Source organism: Shewanella violacea DSS12, assembly GCF_000091325.1.
Lineage (GTDB): Bacteria > Pseudomonadota > Gammaproteobacteria > Enterobacterales > Shewanellaceae > Shewanella > Shewanella violacea.
This window is the reverse complement of sequence record NC_014012.1, coordinates 3,102,719-3,121,377: the sequence shown is the minus strand read 5'-3', so window position 1 is coordinate 3,121,377 and position 18,659 is coordinate 3,102,719. Positions and strand designations below refer to the sequence as shown.

General features: G+C 45.7%; 14 protein-coding genes and 1 pseudogene. 10 read left to right on the top strand and 5 right to left on the bottom strand.

Going from position 1 to position 18,659, the window contains the following annotated elements:
* The first annotated feature begins 9 nt into the window (after positions 1–9).
* The 4 genes from msbA (at position 10) to SVI_RS12995 (ending at position 3,938) form a co-directional block, all read left to right on the top strand.
* Entirely contained in the window at positions 10–1,833 is a 1,824-nt protein-coding gene (gene msbA / locus SVI_RS13010) for a lipid A export permease/ATP-binding protein MsbA (protein WP_013052023.1), read from the top strand.
* 3 nt (positions 1,834–1,836) lie between these two features.
* Complete coding sequence (gene lpxK / locus SVI_RS13005; protein ID WP_013052022.1) at positions 1,837–2,859, top strand: tetraacyldisaccharide 4'-kinase; 1,023 nt, start codon at positions 1,837–1,839, stop codon at positions 2,857–2,859.
* Positions 2,849–3,028 carry a Trm112 family protein gene (locus tag SVI_RS13000; RefSeq protein ID WP_013052021.1) on the top strand — a complete coding sequence of 60 codons (180 nt, stop codon included), beginning with the start codon at positions 2,849–2,851 and terminating at the stop codon, positions 3,026–3,028. Before lpxK ends, SVI_RS13000 begins: the two co-directional genes overlap by 11 nt.
* Positions 3,029–3,215: 187 nt before the next feature.
* The gene (locus SVI_RS12995; RefSeq protein WP_013052020.1) at positions 3,216–3,938 is read left to right on the top strand and encodes a BUD32 family EKC/KEOPS complex subunit; all 723 of its coding nucleotides are present in this window, start codon (positions 3,216–3,218) and stop codon (positions 3,936–3,938) included.
* Between the two features lie 455 nt (positions 3,939–4,393).
* Here the strand turns inward: SVI_RS12995 and SVI_RS12990 are convergent, their stop codons facing one another.
* The 3 genes from SVI_RS12990 to SVI_RS12980 are packed head-to-tail and all read right to left on the bottom strand — an operon-like array spanning position 4,394 to position 11,857.
* The gene (locus SVI_RS12990; protein ID WP_013052019.1) at positions 4,394–7,450 is read right to left on the bottom strand and encodes an efflux RND transporter permease subunit; all 3,057 of its coding nucleotides are present in this window, start codon (positions 7,448–7,450) and stop codon (positions 4,394–4,396) included.
* Positions 7,447–10,716 carry an efflux RND transporter permease subunit gene (locus SVI_RS12985; protein ID WP_041419935.1) on the bottom strand — a complete coding sequence of 1,090 codons (3,270 nt, stop codon included), beginning with the start codon at positions 10,714–10,716 and terminating at the stop codon, positions 7,447–7,449. The genes SVI_RS12990 and SVI_RS12985 overlap by 4 nt, the downstream gene beginning before the upstream one ends.
* 13 nt (positions 10,717–10,729) lie before the next feature.
* The gene (locus SVI_RS12980; RefSeq protein WP_013052017.1) at positions 10,730–11,857 is read right to left on the bottom strand and encodes an efflux RND transporter periplasmic adaptor subunit; all 1,128 of its coding nucleotides are present in this window, start codon (positions 11,855–11,857) and stop codon (positions 10,730–10,732) included.
* Between the two features lie 381 nt (positions 11,858–12,238).
* Here SVI_RS12980 and SVI_RS12975 point away from each other — a divergent pair, with 381 nt between their 5' ends.
* The 3 genes from SVI_RS12975 (at position 12,239) to SVI_RS12965 (ending at position 14,138) form a co-directional block, all read left to right on the top strand.
* Positions 12,239–12,586: a hypothetical protein gene (locus SVI_RS12975; protein ID WP_013052016.1), complete on the top strand. Its 348-nt coding sequence runs from the start codon at positions 12,239–12,241 to the stop codon at positions 12,584–12,586.
* 75 nt (positions 12,587–12,661) lie between these two features.
* Complete coding sequence (locus tag SVI_RS12970) at positions 12,662–13,147, top strand: GNAT family N-acetyltransferase (protein WP_013052015.1); 486 nt, start codon at positions 12,662–12,664, stop codon at positions 13,145–13,147.
* A 118-nt stretch (positions 13,148–13,265) separates the two neighbouring features.
* The gene (locus SVI_RS12965; protein WP_049791099.1) at positions 13,266–14,138 is read left to right on the top strand and encodes a DUF3859 domain-containing protein; all 873 of its coding nucleotides are present in this window, start codon (positions 13,266–13,268) and stop codon (positions 14,136–14,138) included.
* A gap of 74 nt (positions 14,139–14,212) precedes the next feature.
* Here SVI_RS12965 and SVI_RS12960 read toward each other — a convergent pair.
* Together SVI_RS12960 and SVI_RS12955 are read right to left on the bottom strand one after the other, a co-directional pair.
* Positions 14,213–14,377 (bottom strand): annotated as a pseudogene (locus SVI_RS12960) (type II citrate synthase); the annotation flags it as partial.
* Positions 14,378–14,461: 84 nt separating this feature from the next.
* Entirely contained in the window at positions 14,462–15,754 is a 1,293-nt protein-coding gene (locus SVI_RS12955) for a citrate synthase (RefSeq protein ID WP_013052012.1), read from the bottom strand.
* 400 nt (positions 15,755–16,154) lie between these two features.
* On the opposite strand from SVI_RS12955, the gene sdhC reads away from it, so the two are divergent.
* From sdhC to sdhA, 3 genes are read left to right on the top strand one after another with little or no spacing between them, the layout of a single operon-like run.
* Positions 16,155–16,550 (top strand): succinate dehydrogenase, cytochrome b556 subunit, encoded by a 396-nt coding sequence (gene sdhC, locus SVI_RS12950; RefSeq protein ID WP_157608700.1) that lies wholly within the window; start codon positions 16,155–16,157, stop codon positions 16,548–16,550.
* Positions 16,544–16,891 (top strand): succinate dehydrogenase, hydrophobic membrane anchor protein, encoded by a 348-nt coding sequence (gene sdhD / locus SVI_RS12945; RefSeq protein WP_013052009.1) that lies wholly within the window; start codon positions 16,544–16,546, stop codon positions 16,889–16,891. The genes sdhC and sdhD overlap by 7 nt, the downstream gene beginning before the upstream one ends.
* Positions 16,892–18,658 carry a succinate dehydrogenase flavoprotein subunit gene (gene sdhA / locus SVI_RS12940; protein ID WP_013052008.1) on the top strand — a complete coding sequence of 589 codons (1,767 nt, stop codon included), beginning with the start codon at positions 16,892–16,894 and terminating at the stop codon, positions 18,656–18,658.
* The last annotated feature ends 1 nt before the right edge of the window (position 18,659 follow it).

Sequence of the window (18,659 nt, the reverse complement as noted above, 5' to 3'; positions counted from 1 at the left end):
GACTCGTTAATGACAAACTCTTCAAATCAAGAAGTCTGGACCGTATTTAAGCGCCTTATGGGTTACATCAAACCATTAAAAGTTGTGTTTGGCTTTGCTGTTCTTGGCTTGTGCCTGTATGCCGCGGTCGATGCCACCTTCATTGCCGTGATTAAACCCTTTATCGATGGTGGCTTCGGTGGTCAAGTCAGTCAGGTCACTTCATCATCGCCAGGTGTTGCCAATATTGACCTTGGCACGAGTGAAGGCTTTGGCGCATCGAACAATGTACTTATGATGGCACCTATCGTTGTCATTGTACTCTTTAGCCTGCGTGGCTTGGCTAATTTCTTGTCTACCTATTGTATCTCTTTCATGAGTGCACGCCTTATCATGGATTTGCGTCAAGACGTGTTCGAGCATTACTTGACTCTTCCTGTGAGCTATATAGACAGGGAAAACTCAGGCAATCTTATTTCTAGGGTTACCTATGATACCGAGCAGATAGCCCGTGCGACGGGTAGTGCACTGATCAGCATAATCAGAGACAGTATTACTGTGGTCGGCATGCTTGCTATCATGTTCTTCTATTCTTGGAAGCTCTCTCTGTGTATTTTTGTCATCGGCCCAATTATAGGCTTGATCATCTCCATCGTCAGTAAACGTTTTCGCAAGGTATCTAAACGAATACAGGCTGCCATGGGCGGTGTAACTGCTGCTACCGAACAGATGATCAAAGGTCATAAAAATGTGCTGGCATTTGGCGGCCAGGAAACCGAATCTGCGCGTTTCGCTGTGGTTAATGAACAAAACCGCTATCAAAATATGAAACTGGCTCTGGCGCAATCTATCAGTCAACCTCTGGTTATGGTGATAGGTTCTTTCGCGCTGGCCTTCGTTTTGTATGCTGCGAGCTTCGAGGGTATGCAAGAGGAGTTAACAGCGGGAACATTTGCCACCATTCTTGGTGCCATGCTGGCCATGCTACAGCCAATTAAGAGTCTGACTCGTGTTAATGCCGAGTTTCAACGAGGTATTGCTGCCTGTACTACGGTATTTGAACTTTTAGATACTAAACCCGAAGTCGATAATGGTACCTATAAGGTTGATCGTGTTAAAGGTGAACTTAGCTTTAATCAGGTGAGTTTTCGCTATCCAAATCAAGAGAGGCTTGCACTGAATAAAATTGATTTTTCAGTTAAGCAGGGACAGACCATAGCCTTAGTTGGGCGATCAGGTTCGGGTAAGTCGACCATAGCGAGTCTTATCACACGCTTTTATACCGGTCTCGAAGCGGGAAGTATCGAGCTCGATGGTGTCAACATAGATGATTACGGTCTCAAAAATCTTCGCAGTCAAGTTGCACTCGTTTCACAACAGGTGACCCTGTTTAACGATAGCATAGGCAATAACATTGCCTATGCATACCCAGGTGAAGCGACTCAAGAGCAAATTGTTGAGGCGGCGACCTTGGCACATGCCATGGAGTTTATCGAGTTACTGCCTGAAGGCCTAGATACTCAAGTGGGCGAGAATGGTGTGTTACTTTCTGGTGGTCAGAGACAAAGAATTGCCATTGCTCGGGCTATCTTGCGTAACTCTCCGGTGCTTATACTCGATGAGGCAACGTCGGCGTTAGATACTGAGTCTGAGAAAGCCATTCAACTAGGATTGGATAACTTGCGTCATAACCGTACCTCTATAGTGATTGCCCATAGACTGTCGACGATTGAATCTGCTGATCAAATCTTAGTAATAGATCAAGGTGAAGTCGTAGAGCGGGGTGATCATCAGTCTCTGCTAGCTCAAGATGGCGTGTATGCTAACTTGTACAAAATGCAGTTTAGCAGTTAAGCCATGCAAGCGTTCGTCAATAAAATTTGGTACCCAGACAAGGATACTCATCCGGTATTTAAACTGTTTAAGTATCTTTTATCGCCATTGAGCTTACTGTTTTTCTTGGTGAGTCTTATCAGGCGATACCTGTTTAAGTCAGGCTTGAAACAGAGCTATAGCCTAGCTGTGCCGGTGATCATTGTCGGCAATATCACAGTGGGGGGCAGTGGTAAGACACCCACGGTTATATTTCTTATCGACTTGCTACGAAAAAATGGCTTAAAACCTGGCGTGATCAGTCGTGGTTACGGGGTAAAGTTCGAAGGTGTAAAGCGAGTCGGTGCAAATATGTCTGCAGCGGAAGTTGGGGACGAACCTGCCATGATAGTCGCCAGAACGGGTGTGCCTATGGTGATAGGAGCCGATAGAGTGAAGGCGGCTGAGGTCTTGATTGCCGATACCGATGTCGATGTGATCATCAGCGATGACGGTTTGCAGCACTACCGGCTCGAGCGTGACATTGAATTACTCATTCTCGATGGGGAGCGAAGATTAGGTAACGGCATCTTGTTACCAGCTGGCCCCCTGCGAGAGGGAGGCTGGCGGGCTAAGTCCGTTGACTTCATCTTAGTCAATGGCCAAGCTAGGGATGACGAGTTTCAGATGGAACTCAAGCCTCAAGGCATCTTCCCTGTATCGCCATCTTGCAAGGATACATTTGAGATGACTCCTGTGGTTGCTATCGCAGGAATTGGTAACCCCCAACGTTTCTTCAACACCTTAGATGAACAAGGGCAGGCAGTCATTAAGACCCATAGTTTTGAAGACCATCAAAAGTTCACCCTAGATGCTCTGCTTCAGGTGGCGGGTGAAGACCCTATATTGATGACAGAAAAAGATGCGGTTAAGTGTCGGGACTTTGCGAAAGATAACTGGTGGTATCTTACGGTTGATGCCAAGCTACCCACAAAATTTGAATCGGAACTCATGGACAAGGTTCATGGCTCCATGAAAAAGAAAGAAGGAAGATCTAATGGCGTTTGACAAAAAATTATTAGAAATAGTTGCTTGCCCGGTCTGTAAAGGAAAGCTGGATTACGATAAAACCAAGCAGCAATTGATCTGTAAGGCTGACCGTCTGGCTTATGCCATTAATGATGGTATCCCAGTACTGCTTGAAAATAAGGCTGAGCCTTGGCAGGACCAAGCTTAGATTTAAGCTTAAATCTGTGTAGAAAGACTATTGACGCTCCTATAAGGGGCGTTTTTTTATGTTTTATTCATACAAAATGTGCTCGATATGTCGTTTGGTTGAGCTGTTACACTTCATTTTGCTAATTCACATTGCTTTAATTAACCCATATATACATAATCAGCAGTCACTTTTTTGGAGCTACCGCGTGCCTGAACAAACTTTTGAAGCTGTCGTTGGGAAACTATTGGATGATAACCAAGGGACAAGAGTTCTTAAATTTGAGTATCAGGGTCAATTTTATTGGCTTAAACAAGCAGAAAAACTGACAGGTGCAATGCGATTTCTCAAGCAGAATCCTGCAAAGGCATTGCAGATTGAAGTTGAAACATTAGCCATGCTCGCCAGTAAAGGCGCACAGGTTCCTAAGCTTATGTGTTCATCAGCAGAATATTTCGTTGTCGCAGATGTCGGACCTACGATAAATGGCTTGATGAATGACACCGGGTTAAGTGAGTCAGAAAAGATTGAGATCTTAATCGACAGTGCCAAGGCGCTAGCTAAGCTACATAAGTTAGGACTCGCTCACGGTCGTCCGGCATTGAGAGACATATGCTGGACACAAGGCCAAGTTTATTTTATCGATTTTGAAGCCAGTCAAAACAGTAAAGATATTACCTATCAGCAGAGACGAGATCTACTCGTGTATATTCATAGTCTGTATCGATATCTTGGACCTGATCACAAGATGATATCCCCAACTATCCAAGCCTATCGTGATGCGGGTGGCGAAGCTATCTGGTTAGATGCAAAACAATGGTTAGCGTCCTGGCAGTGGATCTATCGGGGCTTGCGACTATTTAAAGATATTGGTGGCAAAGATTTGCGTCCCATGTTCTGGCTTTTTAGACACTTCAGGAAGGTATCTTAAGCTTCAGCTAGTGTTAGGGGCTAATGTCATTCGCATGGTTTATCTCTGATTATGTTGAATGCCATGCTGGCTTACTTCTTACTTCTTACTTCTTACTTCTTACTTCTTACTTCTTACTTCTTACTTCTTACTTTTCACATCTAGCATTTTGTTGCTGTTTTATATATCAGCTTTACAGCAGAAGGAACAGGGCTTAACTGCGCCCAGTATTCTTGCAAAATCTGCCTGTACTCATTAAAAGCTATCCTATCTCCCTCTATACATATGGTGTAATTTCCATACATGGCGTGAATCAAACTTTAGATTAGGCTCAAGACATATTTGAGTGAGCAAGCTTGCGATATAAGCAAGGACCGCAAATAGCAGCCCCTGTTGTATTTATGCATATGCAGCTTAGAGTGCACCGGATGGTATAGGGCTGCTAATAGCAGCCACTTACGTTATGCATATTCAGCTTAGTAAGCCCATGGCATGAGTTTTCTGGTGATACTGTTGGCACGACCTAAGCGTACGGCTGCATTATAGCGCATTCGATATAACGCCTGATAACACAATGGCACCAGATAAAGACTGGTGACGGTAGAAAATGTTAAGCCGCTTATGATAGCAATGGCCATGGGTGAATATGATGGCCCGCCGCCACCGAGTTGAGTATCACCCAGTGCTAGGGGCAGTAAACCGAGTACCGTAGTGCCCACTGTCATAAGCACAGGGCGAAGGCGCGAAATACACACCTGACTGATTTCTCCCGATAGCTTGTCGAGTGCAGGCTCTTTCTGGTTTATCTGATCCACAAGCACTATGCCATTGTTAACCACGATTCCCATTAAGATCAATATGCCTATCATGACCATGACGCCCATGGGCGTGCCGGTAAATAGTAAGCCCCAGAATACGCCTGTGATGGAAAACAGGATCGAGGTGATGATAGCTGTCGGTAGCAGTAAAGATTCGAACAGCGCCGCCATGACTATGTAAATCATGGCCAAGGCCAGCAACATGTTAGTCGCCATCACAGCCTGATCTTCATCTTGTTTCTCGAAGCCTCCTCTGAGTGAATAGCCATATCCTGCAGGGAAACTCACGGTTTCCATCACTTGAGTGATCTTTTTCTGTGCCTCTTCTGTGGTGAGATCATCTAAGTTCGCGCCAATAGACAAGGCCGTCTGTCTATCATAGTGGCGAATGGTATCGAATCTTGGCGAGATGGTGATACTCGCTAAGCTATCTAAGGTATACACCCGATTATCGATTCTGATCACAGGTAGCTGTTTTAATCTCTCCAAAGACAAGCGCCATTCTTGCTCGAAGGACATCTGGATACGCAACTCGCCATTAGGGTCATGACGAAAAGATCTAAGTTGGCTGCCTCTTAAGGCCATAGATATACTGGAAGCTATTTCGTTAAGCTTGAGATCGAGTCTGGCGGCCATTTGCCTGTCAATCTGGATCACCACCTCCTGCTGGGCACCACTGAGTTCTGATCTCACATCCGTTAAGCCTTCAATCTCAGACAGAAGCGGGATAACTCGGTTACTTATCTCGATAAGCTCACCGGTGGAACGCCCGGTCAGGGTGACTCTTAAGCCGTTGTTACCGCCGCCCCAACCAAACTGTGGCTTGGCGATGGAAAACTTAGGGAAGCCTTCACGTATGATTTTCTTTAGATCCTTCATGTCGACTTGGGTATCTTGTTTCAGGATCAGGGTCGATTGGCCGCGGTCGGGAGAGTAGTAGCTATAGACAGAGTCGATATGGAATTTATCTTTATTGGCATAGAGATAGGTCTCCATCTTATTGATCATCGCCTCGGTGACGTCGAGATTATGTCGACCTTCAACCTGATAGTTGATGTAGAGTTTATTGTTGCCCTCGCCATCGGACTGATCTTGATTGACCATGCTTAAGGGCAGGGCGGTGGATGCCAAAATAATGAGAGATATCACACCTGAGGTACGTGGCCTGGTTAAGATCCAATCCAAGCTCCTGTGATAGTAGGTTTGGAGTTTGCTCTCTTTCTCCTTAGTTTCGACCTCTATGTTCATCTTACTGAGCATAAGTGGCAGTAAGGTTTTTGCTACCAGTAGTGAAGCTGCCAGCGAGATGCAGATAGCGATGGCCACATGCTCAAGGAAGATGGTCAATTGAACTTTTACCCCGAAGATATTGGGCAAAAATACAATGGCAGTAGTGAGCGTACCGGCAAGGACCGCCAGTGACACCTTGTTCACCCCTGTCAGTACCGCGGAATTAGATTCTTTGCTGGAGCTTGAGCCCTTAGCTTGTTTCTCCTGTAACACACTCTCGGTGACTACTACGGCATTATCAATAAGCATGCCGACGGCGAGTAACAAGCCCATCATGGACAGAATGTTGAGGCTATAACCTAACAGATACATGGCGGCCAATGTCATGCAGATAGAGATGGGCACCGAAGTTACCACCACTAAAGTCATCTTCAGGTTTCTCAGAAACAGATACAGGACAGCAAAAGACAGCAGGCCACCGATGAGACCAGCGGTCAAGAGGTCGTTCAGTGAGGATGTGACCCCATAGGCCTGATCTTCCATGACGAACAACTTGATGCCGTCAAACTGCTCATCTTGTTTGGCGGCCTCGATGACCTTCATCACTCTCGCCGACACGTCAACCAGATTAGCGCCAGACTCCTTGAAAACGTCTAAGCCTACCGCGTAGTTTTTATCTAAGTGTCTGCCATCTAAACGCTCGGGAAGCGAGAAGCTGATAGTGGCGATATCGCCAAGTGTGATACCAGGCTTAATTACTACGGCGTTGATATCATCAAGGTTTCTAAATTCTCCCTTAGGAGAGACCTGATAGACTCGCGAGTTGGCTCTCAAGATCCCCGCGCTGACGATAAAGTTCTCTTGTTGCAGACGTTGTTGGAGATAGGGGATAGAGATCCCACTGGCCGACAACTTATCGGCATTGATCCTGATCTCAATCTGTTTCTGTTCGACGCCGTATAGCGTCACCTGAGACACACCTTCGACTCGCTCTAACGGACGTTTTAGCTGTTTATCCAGTAGGTCAAATGCGCCAGATAGCTCTCGATCACTGGAGATTCTTAAATTAAGCACAGGCATATCTGCGGTTGAGAACTGCCTAATAAACACACGTTCAACATCTTTTGGTAGCAGGTGTCTCACGGCATCAATTTTTTCTCTGGCCTCTAAGCTTTTAGTGGCGACGTTCGCTCCCCACTTCATCCTCAGCTCAATCTCGGCGCCATTTTGTGAAGAGTTGGATCTCATCTCTTCAATTCCACTCATGGTGGCTAATGACTCCTCCAAAATACGGGTGATATCACGCTCGACTTCGGCTGGAGTCGAGCCCTTATAAGGTACCTCTATGTTTACTTGAGGCATATCTATGCCTGGAAACATCTCCAGAGGCAGCAAGCGACTCGAAGCCAAACCGAACAATAGAATGGCGACGAAAAACATGCTGGTGGTTACTGGCCTTGAAATGGCTAATTGGGTGAGGTTCATCCCTGACCTCCTTCATTTACGAGCTGTGTTGCTTGAATATCTTTGGTCTCAGCCGATGCATATTGTTTGCGATCGAATAGGGCATAGAGCACAGGTATCACCACTAAGGTGAGTAGGGTCGATAAGATAAGACCAAATATTACCGTAATTGCCATAGGTGCGCGGACCTCTGAGCCATCGCCTAGGCCGAAGGCCATGGGAGACAGGCCTAAGGCCGTGGTCATTGTGGTCATTATAATGGGACGTAAACGAGACTTGGCAGCTTCTGATATGGCCGCCATCTTCTCTTTACCCTCTTGACGTAGCTGATTAATGCGATCCACCAGTACGATGGCATTGTTAACCACTATGCCGGCCAACATGATGAGTCCGATGAACACCACTACACTCAAATGAGTGCCGGTGATAAATAATCCCAATACACTGCCACCGACCGCCATAGGCACGGCAATCAGAATTAGTAGAGGGTGAAGCAGAGACTCAAACTGGCTGGCCATGACCAGATAGACTAAGAATATGGCTAACACTAAAGCTATCTGCAGTGACTGGAATGAGTGTTCCATCTCCTCATTCTGACCACCAAATCTGGCTTGAATCGAAGTCGGTAGTGTCTGCTTGGCTAAGATGTTTCTCGCTTCCAATACGGCTTCGTTGAGATCGCCATAGGCTAAGTTTGCCGAGACGATGGCGACTCTTTGCTGACTGATACGATTGATTGCCGAGGGGCCCAATTTGAGTGTCACATCGGCAACAGCGCTGAGTGCTATGGGGTGACTGCTATCCGGGTTGATGATCATGGCGCCAATATCGCTTATCTGGTCGCGCTCATCTAGCTCACTTCTGACCAGAATATCGACTTTACGATCTCTCACCGTATATTGGCTGGCAACGGTACCACCAATTCGCTGAGCGATACGATTCGCCACGGTAGGTGCGTCCATCCCCAATGCCGCCAAGCGCTGATGATCGAAGCGAATACTGATTTCAGGTTGGCCATCTCTTAAGCTGGATTTGAGATCTGCAAAGCGGTCTGACTCTGACAAGGCGTCGACTAAGTCATTAGCCGTTTGCTTCAATTGAGTTAGATCATAACCAATCAGCTCAATTTCCAGTGGAGTCTTGAAACTAAAGAGCTCTGGGTGTTGTATTTGAGCTTCCAATTCAGGAATACGCATGGATGTGGTACGTAGCACAGATGCCACTGCATCGAAGGCATCTGGATCTGTTAGTACTACCTGTAAGCGCCCCCAATTTTCACCGCCACGAGAAGTATCTGATGTCATTAAGCCACCACTTCCCGCCTGGCTATAGGCATGTTTAACATCTTCTCTGCCTTTTATCGACAGGGCGAGTCGACGCAGTATCTTGTCTGTTTCTGATACCTCGGTTCCTGGGGGAAGGAGGATTTCGACATAGAATTCACCTTGATTCATTGGTGGAATAAGCTCCATGCCCAATTTAGGCACTAAGGAGGCCGCGCCTAAGGTGATCAGGATGGCGATAGACAGAGTCATGACTCTGAATCTAAGCGCCAAGGCGAGCAGGAGATGATAGATAGCTTCAAGTTTATGGTAACACCAGTTGAATCCTTGGCTTAGTGGGCGCATAAACAGTCCGGTGAACCAAGACAGCAGGCGGCCGAACATAAGTGCTAAGGTTAATAGGGCACTGGGTAAGTAACTGAACAAGACGATAAACGGGAAAGAGAAAACCGTGGCGCTGTAGTGTTTCAACTTACCTATTTTAGTCTCAGGTGCTAGCTTCTTCTCTTTCGCCAGTAGTGGAGGCAGAGACTTTATGCCTTCACGAGACGCTAACATGGGAATGGTGGTGAGTGCCACGAGCAGTGAAGCTAACAGGGCGAAGGTAACAGTCAAAGCTTGATCTGAAAACAGGGCTCCGGCAACACCATCGACGAAGACCAAAGGAACAAAGACGGCGAGTGTGGTTAGGGTTGAAGCAAATATTGCCCCAGAGACTTCTTTAGTACCGGTCACAGCGGCTTCGAGCTTACTCATGCCAAGGGAGCGGCAGCGATCTATGTTTTCGAGTACCACAATAGCGTTGTCGACCAGCAATCCCACAGCCAGTGCGATTCCTCCCAGTGACATGATGTTTAAGCTAATATCGGCAAAATACATCATATTAAATGTGGCGATTACCGAGAAAGGAATCGAGATAGAGATGATCAAGGTGGGAATTATATCTTTTAAAAATAGATAGATGACCAACATAGAAAGCAAGCTGCCTATCAGTGCGGAAGATGTGACTTCACTTACTGCACTCTCAATAAACTCAGATTGATCATAGATAACGGTTAACTCAGATTTGACCTGATTATCATTTAGCTGCTTAATCGCAGCGTTGACTTTCCTGGCTACAGCAACGGTATTAGCGTCGCCTTCCTTATAGATAGCCAGCTCGATAGATTCCTGATCGCCAATGCGGGTGATATCGTTACGTTCCTTATGAGCGTCGACCACTTCGGCAACCTCGAACAGTCTGACTAAGGTCTGAGCGTCGCGATACACTATGATCTGACCCAGCTCTTCCAGAGAATTGAACTGATTAAGGGTGCGCACCAAGTACTCTTTATCTCCCTGGACCACTTTACCGGCAGACAGGTTAATATTTTCTTCGGCGATACGCTTACGTATTTTATCGGCGTTAAGATTGAGCTGAGTGAGCTTTTCTTGATTGAGTAGTATGTGCACTTCTTGCTGGAGACCGCCTGAGAGTCTAACTGCTGCTACACCGGTTAAGGATTCGAGTTGGCGTTTTAATTCCTCTTCGGCGTAAGTGCGCATCTGCTTGAGTTCGTTATCGCTGGCATCGGGAACCGATAAGGCGAGGCGGACGATAGGATCAAGGTTTGGATTAAATCTAAGCAGTAATGGCTTCTTCACATCGAGAGGCAAGATGATGGTGTCCAGTTTTTCCCGGACATCCAGACTGGCCATGTCCATGTCTGTGCCCCATTCGAACTCAAGTACCACATCTGACATACCTGAGCGTGATATCGAACTGATTTTTCTTAAGCCTTTTACGATACCCGCCGCTTCTTCGATGGGTTTAGAGACTAGCTGCTCTATTTCGACTGGCGCCGCGCCCACATACAGAGTTCGTATTGTGATAGTAGGGTAGCTCAAGTCAGGCAGAAGTTTGACTGCTAAGCGTGAGAAACCCACCATGCCGAACAGGACGACTGCCAACATGAACATCCATACTGTGACTGGGCGTCTTACCGATGTTGTTATTATAGACATAGTTCGGCTTCCTTTACTTCTCGACTGAGGCAAGATCTAATGCAGTGATCACTTCTACAAGGGACTGATCTTTTAAATTGTGCTGACCGCGGATCACTATCTGCTCACCAGGTTTGATGCCGGAGATGATCTCTACGGTGTCGGCTTCACGATAACCCAGAGAGACTTCACGGCGATTAACATTGGTTCCGTCGATGACATAAAGTGAAAATTGATTATCTTGATTGACCACAGCGTTATAGGGAACTGTGATCACATTATTGTGAGTGTCATACCTGAGCTCTACTCGGGTAAACATGCCGGCTTTGAGCTTCCCATCGTCATTGGGTACAGATAGGGTAACTTTGAAGGTGCCACTCTTGGCATCGACAATGGGACTGATGCGTAATACTTTGGCATGAACCGTATTTTGGGAATGTTTATTGGCGAACACTTGTGCATCCTGACCCAGACGTAAACTCTGAAGTTGCTGCTCCGGCAGATGGACGATACCGTGGAGCTCGTCTTGATTCACTATGTAAAACAGCTCGTCAAACTCTTTTGCCATATTGCCTTTTTTAACGAAGCGAGTGGCGACAACACCGTCGATAGGGGAGCGAACCATGCTCTCTTCGACCTGAAGACTCGCTAGGTCGCGCTTAGCAGTAGCGGCCTGCAGGTTGTATTCAAGCTTAGCCATAGAGTCAGCGCTGATAAACTGCCTATTGCCCATCTTCTTTAGACGGTTGAGTTCCTGCTCGATTATTTGCACTTCGGCCTGTGAGCGGGCCAGATCATATCTCTGTCTCTTAGCATCGATCACCGCCAGCAGTTGACCCTTAGTGACTCTGTCACCCTCTTCCACCTTGATGATTTCAATTAAGCCTGCGATACGAGTGACCACCTTGGCTTCTTCTGGGGCTTCCAGTGTGGCTGTTGTGCTGTAGAAAGAAGACACATCCCCCTGAATCACAGTGGTAGTTTCTACCGGGACTGCATATTTCTCCTCTTCTTTTATAGGTTCCTCACCGCCACAAGCCGAGAGTACAGATACCAGAAGTAGAGGCAGTGCAAATTTGAAACCTTTGAGTGGGTGAGTCTTAATCCCTGTTTTGTGAGAGTGAGTTACTTGAATGTCAGTGGGTGTATTTAAAAAGTCCATGTAAAAATACCTAAGTTACTTATTCCAATTACCACTAACTAAGCACAAGCCATGCCAATAAATTAAGTTTAATAAATACAGGGCCTTACTGTTTTATTATTAGCGGTTGTTAAATTATCCGAAGCTAGTGTAGCGAAAAGGTTTAAAAATTGATGTTTTTGACTAAAGGGATTTAACGCTTATATATGTAACAATTCAAACCTCATTTGATACAAAATGTATCGCGTCTGCATGCAAGCTGTTTAGTGGTTTTCCTAGTAAGACTAATTGCATTTACTCAGTTCATTCGTTTTGTTAATAACCTAAATGCATCAACTAGTGTTCATTTACAGGAGATGGAGGGGGATAATCCCTAGATAAATCTTATGGAAGTCATTATTTATGAAAAAATTAGTCGTTATGGCCTTGATGTCAGTGTTTGTATTCTCACCAAATTTGCATGCGCAAAACTTATTGAAAGATGCAGTACGCATGAATCGAGACATCAAAGATAACAAGTATAAGTATAAGCGCGAATACAATCAGACTAAGAATAAGGTCAATAGAGCCTCAGACAATGCTCGGGATCTAGCCGATGGTACTTATGTCAATAAGAAACTGGATAGAATGGAGAGCAATGCATCTAGAAAGATAAGTAGGGCAAAAGATAAACTGGACCCTCGCGATGAGATACGTCGTGATATTAAGCAGCGTAAGCGCAAAGCAATAGATGATTGGTTAGCGGACTAACTCTTCCTGCTAATGTGAGTCCTTTCGGTTATTATATTGCGTTCATTAGGCATACAATAACCGTATAGGGCTGGCATGATACAGATTCGTAAATTTAATCACGCTGAACAATCTAATGATTCAGTCGTCCTGTGGAAGATCAAATACGATACCATTCACAAAATTAATATCAGAGATTACACTCAAAGCCAAGTATCCGCTTGGGCACCAACACAAATTATGCCAGATACCTGGCCTGAACGTATACTAGCCATGAACCCTTTCATTGCCGAATCAGATGGCAAGCTGCTAGGTTTCGCCGACTTGCAGAGTGATGGCTATATTGACCATTTTTTCTGTCATCTTGATCATCAGGGCCAAGGTATAGGTAAAGCATTAATGCAAGCCTTGATTCACGAAGGCCAAGCTAATGGGATCACACGTCTTTATTCCCATGTCAGCATCACGGCAAGACCCTTCTTCGAACATTTTGGTTTTATTGTCCTTGTAGAACAATTAGTAACCGTTAAAGATCAACACCTAACCAACTTCATCATGGAAAAAATCTGTGTACTAGAATAGTTATATGCTTGATGTGATCTCCGTCTCCTTGTTGTAATTTGTAATGGTAAAGTATCTTGTTTGTGCACATTTAGTTCAGTATTATGCCTGCTTTTAAATGTCTAAAGTAATGAATAGTATGAAGTTTGCACAAATATGTTCAGTTATCTGTCTGTTAAGTTTACCAGCGTGTACCAATATCCCCAATGAGTCTGCATCTACTGAGGATGTGACTGAATCGTCCATCGAGCATAGCGTTGGAATCAATGCCAAAATCGATGCTAAGGGCCAGGCTACTCCAATAAAAAACAATGGCACCCTTGTTGGGTTCGATATCACTCCAAGCTTTCCTATTGCACCCAAATTGGGTAGCGGATTTGGTTACACTTATACCGCTTCAGTTGCGGTGAATATGATCAAAAAGACTAAGCTAGCAGGAAAGATACAGCTTGATATGCCTAGACAATTGCCTGTCACTGTTATAGTCAAACACCCTGCAATGAAAGCCTCTGATGGGACTGTGACGACCGAATCGAGCTGGCAAGATGTTGTCTATTTTGGCAGACCTAACTATGTTATTTGGAATTTTGAATCAGAATCTGAGCTAGTTTCAGGTAAATGGACATTATCAGTACTCGAAAAGGGCACTGAGATAGTCAGTCAAAGCTTCCTAGTGATGAATGCCCCCACAAAACCTGCCAAGATCACTCAAGTGTGTGCCCTTGATGAAGCTAAATACCCTAGGCACTTGGTTAGCCAGTATCAGGATTGCTGCATGAATGATGACGCTTCTGCTTGTTATCAATTTGCATGGAAAGCTGTGGAGCGTTTCAAGGATACCGTCGGCGCTATACTCTATTATGGACGTGCGTGTGAATTCGGTGATCTCTCAGGATGTCGTAGGGCTGGCCAGATGTCTGAAGGTGATAGTGAAGCCAAATGGTACAACAAGGGATGTGATTTGCGAGACTTCGACAGCTGTATTGAAGTCGATAGAATCTTGCCAAATTAAAAGAAAAAAGGCACTCGATGAGTGCCTTTTTTAGTTCTTATTTCCTAGGTTTTAAGTTCTAGGTCATAGAGACGTTAAGATTCACGTTTGTCTTGTGAGACAAAAGAGCGCTCAGGTGCGCCGGTATATAATTGACGTGGACGACTGATCTTATGACCAGGTTGATCCAACATCTCTTTCCAATGAGCAATCCAATCAAGTGTAAGTGAAAGGGTGAACCATAACAGGGTGAACATGGTGGGAGCGGGTAATAAAAAAGGCACTCGATGAGTGCCTTTTTTAGTTCTTATTTCCTAGGTTTTAAGTCCTAGGTCATAGAGACGTTAAGATTCACGTTTGTCTTGTGAGACAAAAGAGCGCTCAGGTGCGCCGGTATATAATTGACGTGGACGACTGATCTTATGACCAGGTTGATCCAACATCTCTTTCCAATGAGCAATCCAACCAACTGTACGCGCAAGGGCGAACAGTACAGTGAACATGCTAGTCGGAATACCGATAGCCTTCATGATGATGCCTGAGTAAAAATCGACGTTTGGATATAGCTTCTTAGAGACGAAATAATCATCTTCAAGGGCAATACGTTCGAGTTCCATGGCAACATCGAGCAGTGGGTCGTTAACATTAAGTTCTTTAAGAACTTCATGACAAGTTTCACGCATGACTTTAGCGCGAGGGTCGAAGTTCTTATACACGCGATGTCCGAAGCCCATCAGGCGGAAAGGATCTTCCTTGTCTTTAGCACGAGCGATGAACTCTGGGATACGATCCACAGTGCCAATCTCTTCGAGCATGTTCAAACACGCTTCGTTAGCGCCGCCGTGAGCGGGGCCCCAAAGTGATGCAATACCCGCTGCAATACATGCAAATGGGTTAGCACCTGAAGAACCTGCCAGACGTACTGTCGATGTCGACGCGTTTTGCTCATGATCCGCATGCAGAATAAAGATGCGATCCATGGCTTGTTCAACAATCGGATTAACCTTGTATTCTTCACATGGCACAGCAAACATCATGCTGAGGAAGTTACCCGCGTAGCTCAAGTCATTACGTGGATACACGAATGGCTGGCCGATCGAGTACTTGTAACACATGGCGGCAATTGTCGGCATCTTAGATACTAGACGGAAGGCGGCAATTTCGCGGTGACGCTCATCGTTAACATCTAGTGAATCTTGGTAAAATGCAGAAAGTGCACCTGTAACACCACATAACATTGCCATTGGGTGAGCATCACGTCTGAAACCTCTAAAGAAGGCGACTAATTGCTCGTTAACCATGGTGTGGTTTTTAACAGTATGAACAAACTGTTCATACTGAATTTTTGTTGGAAGCTCTCCGTACAGCAGCAAATAACACAGATCTAAATAATCTGAATTTACGGCAAGTTCACCAATAGGGTATCCGCGGTGAAGCAGTATCCCTTGTGCGCCATCGATATAGGTAATCGCAGATTCGCAGGAGGCTGTCGCGAGAAATCCTGGATCGAATGTAAAGTAACCCTTACTACCTAATTTACTGATGTCGATGACATCGAATCCTGCCGTGCCTTTTTTTATTGGCAGATCGATTGATTCATTCCCTGGAAGTTCCAACTTGGCTATATTTTTAGCCATACCCGTTCTCCTTACTTCATTCTTATGTGAGTGCGGCTTATCAAACGCCTGTACCTTACAGTGAATCTAGATCACATTTCAATTTAAATAAGCGTTTTAATTTCGTTGACCAAGGCCTTATTGTGCCTAAACCCCATAGGAGAACAGGTACTTGGCAGATTTTTTACCAAAAAAACAATATTTGCATAATGTGATGTTTGTATTTGACATTTGCCGCGCGTATACTTGCTTCAGCTCAGAAGAGCGACAGACATTGCCATTTAGAGAGCACTTCATTAGTAACTTGATAAAAGCGTTAAACGTCTGTTTAAACTTTTCTTTTGTAATGACATCTTAGTGTGGTTTTATTCACAGTTTAATGTTTGAGCAAAAGCGCTTCGTATAACAAAAATATAGCTCAATTGAGCAGAGTGAGCAGAACGTGAAAAAGCAAAGACCTGTCCATCTAGATCTGCAGACCATACGCTTTCCTGCAACAGCGATCGCGTCTATCCTCCACCGTGTATCCGGTGTCATCATGCTATTTGCTGTTGGCATTCTCATCTGGTTGCTGAGTGAATCTTTAGCATCACCAGAGAGTTTCGCCGGCGTACAATCTCTTTTTGATAACTTGCTGGTTAAGTTTGTCATCTGGGGAATTCTTACCGCACTGGGTTATCACCTTATCGTTGGCATACGTCATCTGATAATGGACGCCGGTTGTTGGGAAGAGTTGCCAGCTGGTATCGCTTCGGCAAAAGCCGCATTTGCACTGTCATTTGCGTTTTCTATCATAGTAGGGGTTTGGGTATGGTAACTAATGCAGCGAGTCTTGGACGCAGTGGTGTTCATGATTTTATTCTAATACGCGCAAGCGCAATCATTTTAGCCCTATACACTATTTTTGTGGTTGGATTTATTGCCCTTAGCTCTCCACTAACCTACGACGCATGGCATGGCTTGTTCAGCGCTCTGCCGATGAAAGTATTCACACTGCTCGCTTTAGTCGCGATTCTGATCCACGCTTGGATCGGTGTCTGGCAGGTGCTAACAGATTACGTTAAGCCGTTAATGCTTCGTGGTTTACTTCAGTTTGTTGTTGTCGTAGCAGCCTTCTCTTATTTGGCTGCAGGCATTTTAATTGTGTGGGGTGTTTAAGTGAGTATTCCAGTACGCGAATTTGATGTGGTCGTGATCGGTGCCGGTGGCGCAGGTATGCGAGCAGCATTACAGATTTCTAAAGAAGGTAAGAGCTGTGCGCTTTTATCTAAAGTGTTTCCGACTCGTTCTCATACGGTTTCGGCCCAAGGTGGCATCACAGTAGCCTTAGGTAATGCCCATGAAGATCATTGGGAACAGCACATGTACGATACGGTTAAAGGTTCCGATTTTATCGGTGACCAAGAAGCGATCGAATTCATGTGTAAAACTGGTCCCGAGGCGGTAATCGAGCTGGAGCATATGGGTCTGCCTTTCTCTCGTTTCGAGAACGGCAAGATATACCAGCGTCCGTTCGGTGGTCAGTCAAGAAACTTCGGTGGTGAGCAAGCGGCTCGTACTGCAGCTGCAGCCGACCGTACTGGTCATGCGCTGCTACATTGTCTTTACCAGCAAAATGTTAAGCATAAAACACAAGTATTCTCCGAGTGGTATGCACTGGATTTAGTGAAGAACGAAGACGGCGTGATTGTCGGTTGTACCGCTATCGATATCGAAAGTGGTGAAATCGTTTATTTCAAGGCCAAGGCTACCGTACTCGCTACAGGCGGCGCCGGTCGCATCTATGCATCGACTACTAACGCGCATATTAATACTGGCGACGGTGTCGGCATGGCAATGCGTGCTGGCGTGCAGATGCAAGATATGGAGATGTGGCAGTTCCATCCAACGGGAATCGCGGGAGCCGGTGTACTGGTGACCGAAGGTTGTCGTGGTGAAGGCGGATATCTACTGAACAAAGACGGCGAACGTTTCATGGAACGTTATGCGCCTAACGCGAAAGATTTGGCATCACGTGACGTGGTTGCACGTTCTATGATGACCGAGATTCGTGAAGGTCGTGGTCTGGACGGTCCTTTAGGTCCGCACTTGCTACTCAAGCTGGATCACTTAGGCAAAGAGACACTGGAAGCGCGTCTTCCTGGTGTGTGCGAGTTATCTCGTACGTTTGCCCATATCGATCCGGCCGATGGTCCTATCCCTGTACTACCAACGTGTCATTACATGATGGGTGGTCTGCCTGCTAAAGTGAGTGGCCAAGTCATTCGTAAGAGTGAAGATGGTTCAGAGAGTGATGTAATAGGTTTATTTGCCGTCGGTGAGATTGCCTGTGTATCGGTACACGGCGCTAACCGTTTAGGTGGTAACTCATTACTGGATTTAGTAGTATTTGGTCGTGCAGCGGGTCAGCATCTGGGTAAAGCCCTGGATGAGACTCCTAATCCTAAAGATGCGACTGATGCCGACATCGATGCGTCTCTAGCACGTCTAAATCGCTGGGAAAGCAACAAAGACGGTGAAGACCCGGTACAGATCCGTAAAGACTTACAGCTTTGTATGCAGCTTAACTTCTCCGTATTCCGCCGTGGTGACTCTATGGCCGAAGGTCTGGCAGAGTTGAAGCAAATTCGTGAACGTCTGGCCAATGCTAAGCTTTCGGATAATTCGAAAGAGTTCAATACCCAGCGTATTGAATGTTTAGAGCTGGATAACTTGATGGCGACAGCTATTGCGACGGCTTATGCTGCTAACTTCCGTACTGAGAGCCGTGGTGCGCATTCACGTGAAGATTTCCTCGATCGTGATGATGAGAACTGGTTGTGTCACAGCCTGTTTGACCCAGTTACTGAAACAATGGATCGTCGTGCGGTTAACATGGAGCCTAAGCTTCGTGCAGCCTTCCCACCGATCAAGCGTACCTACTAAG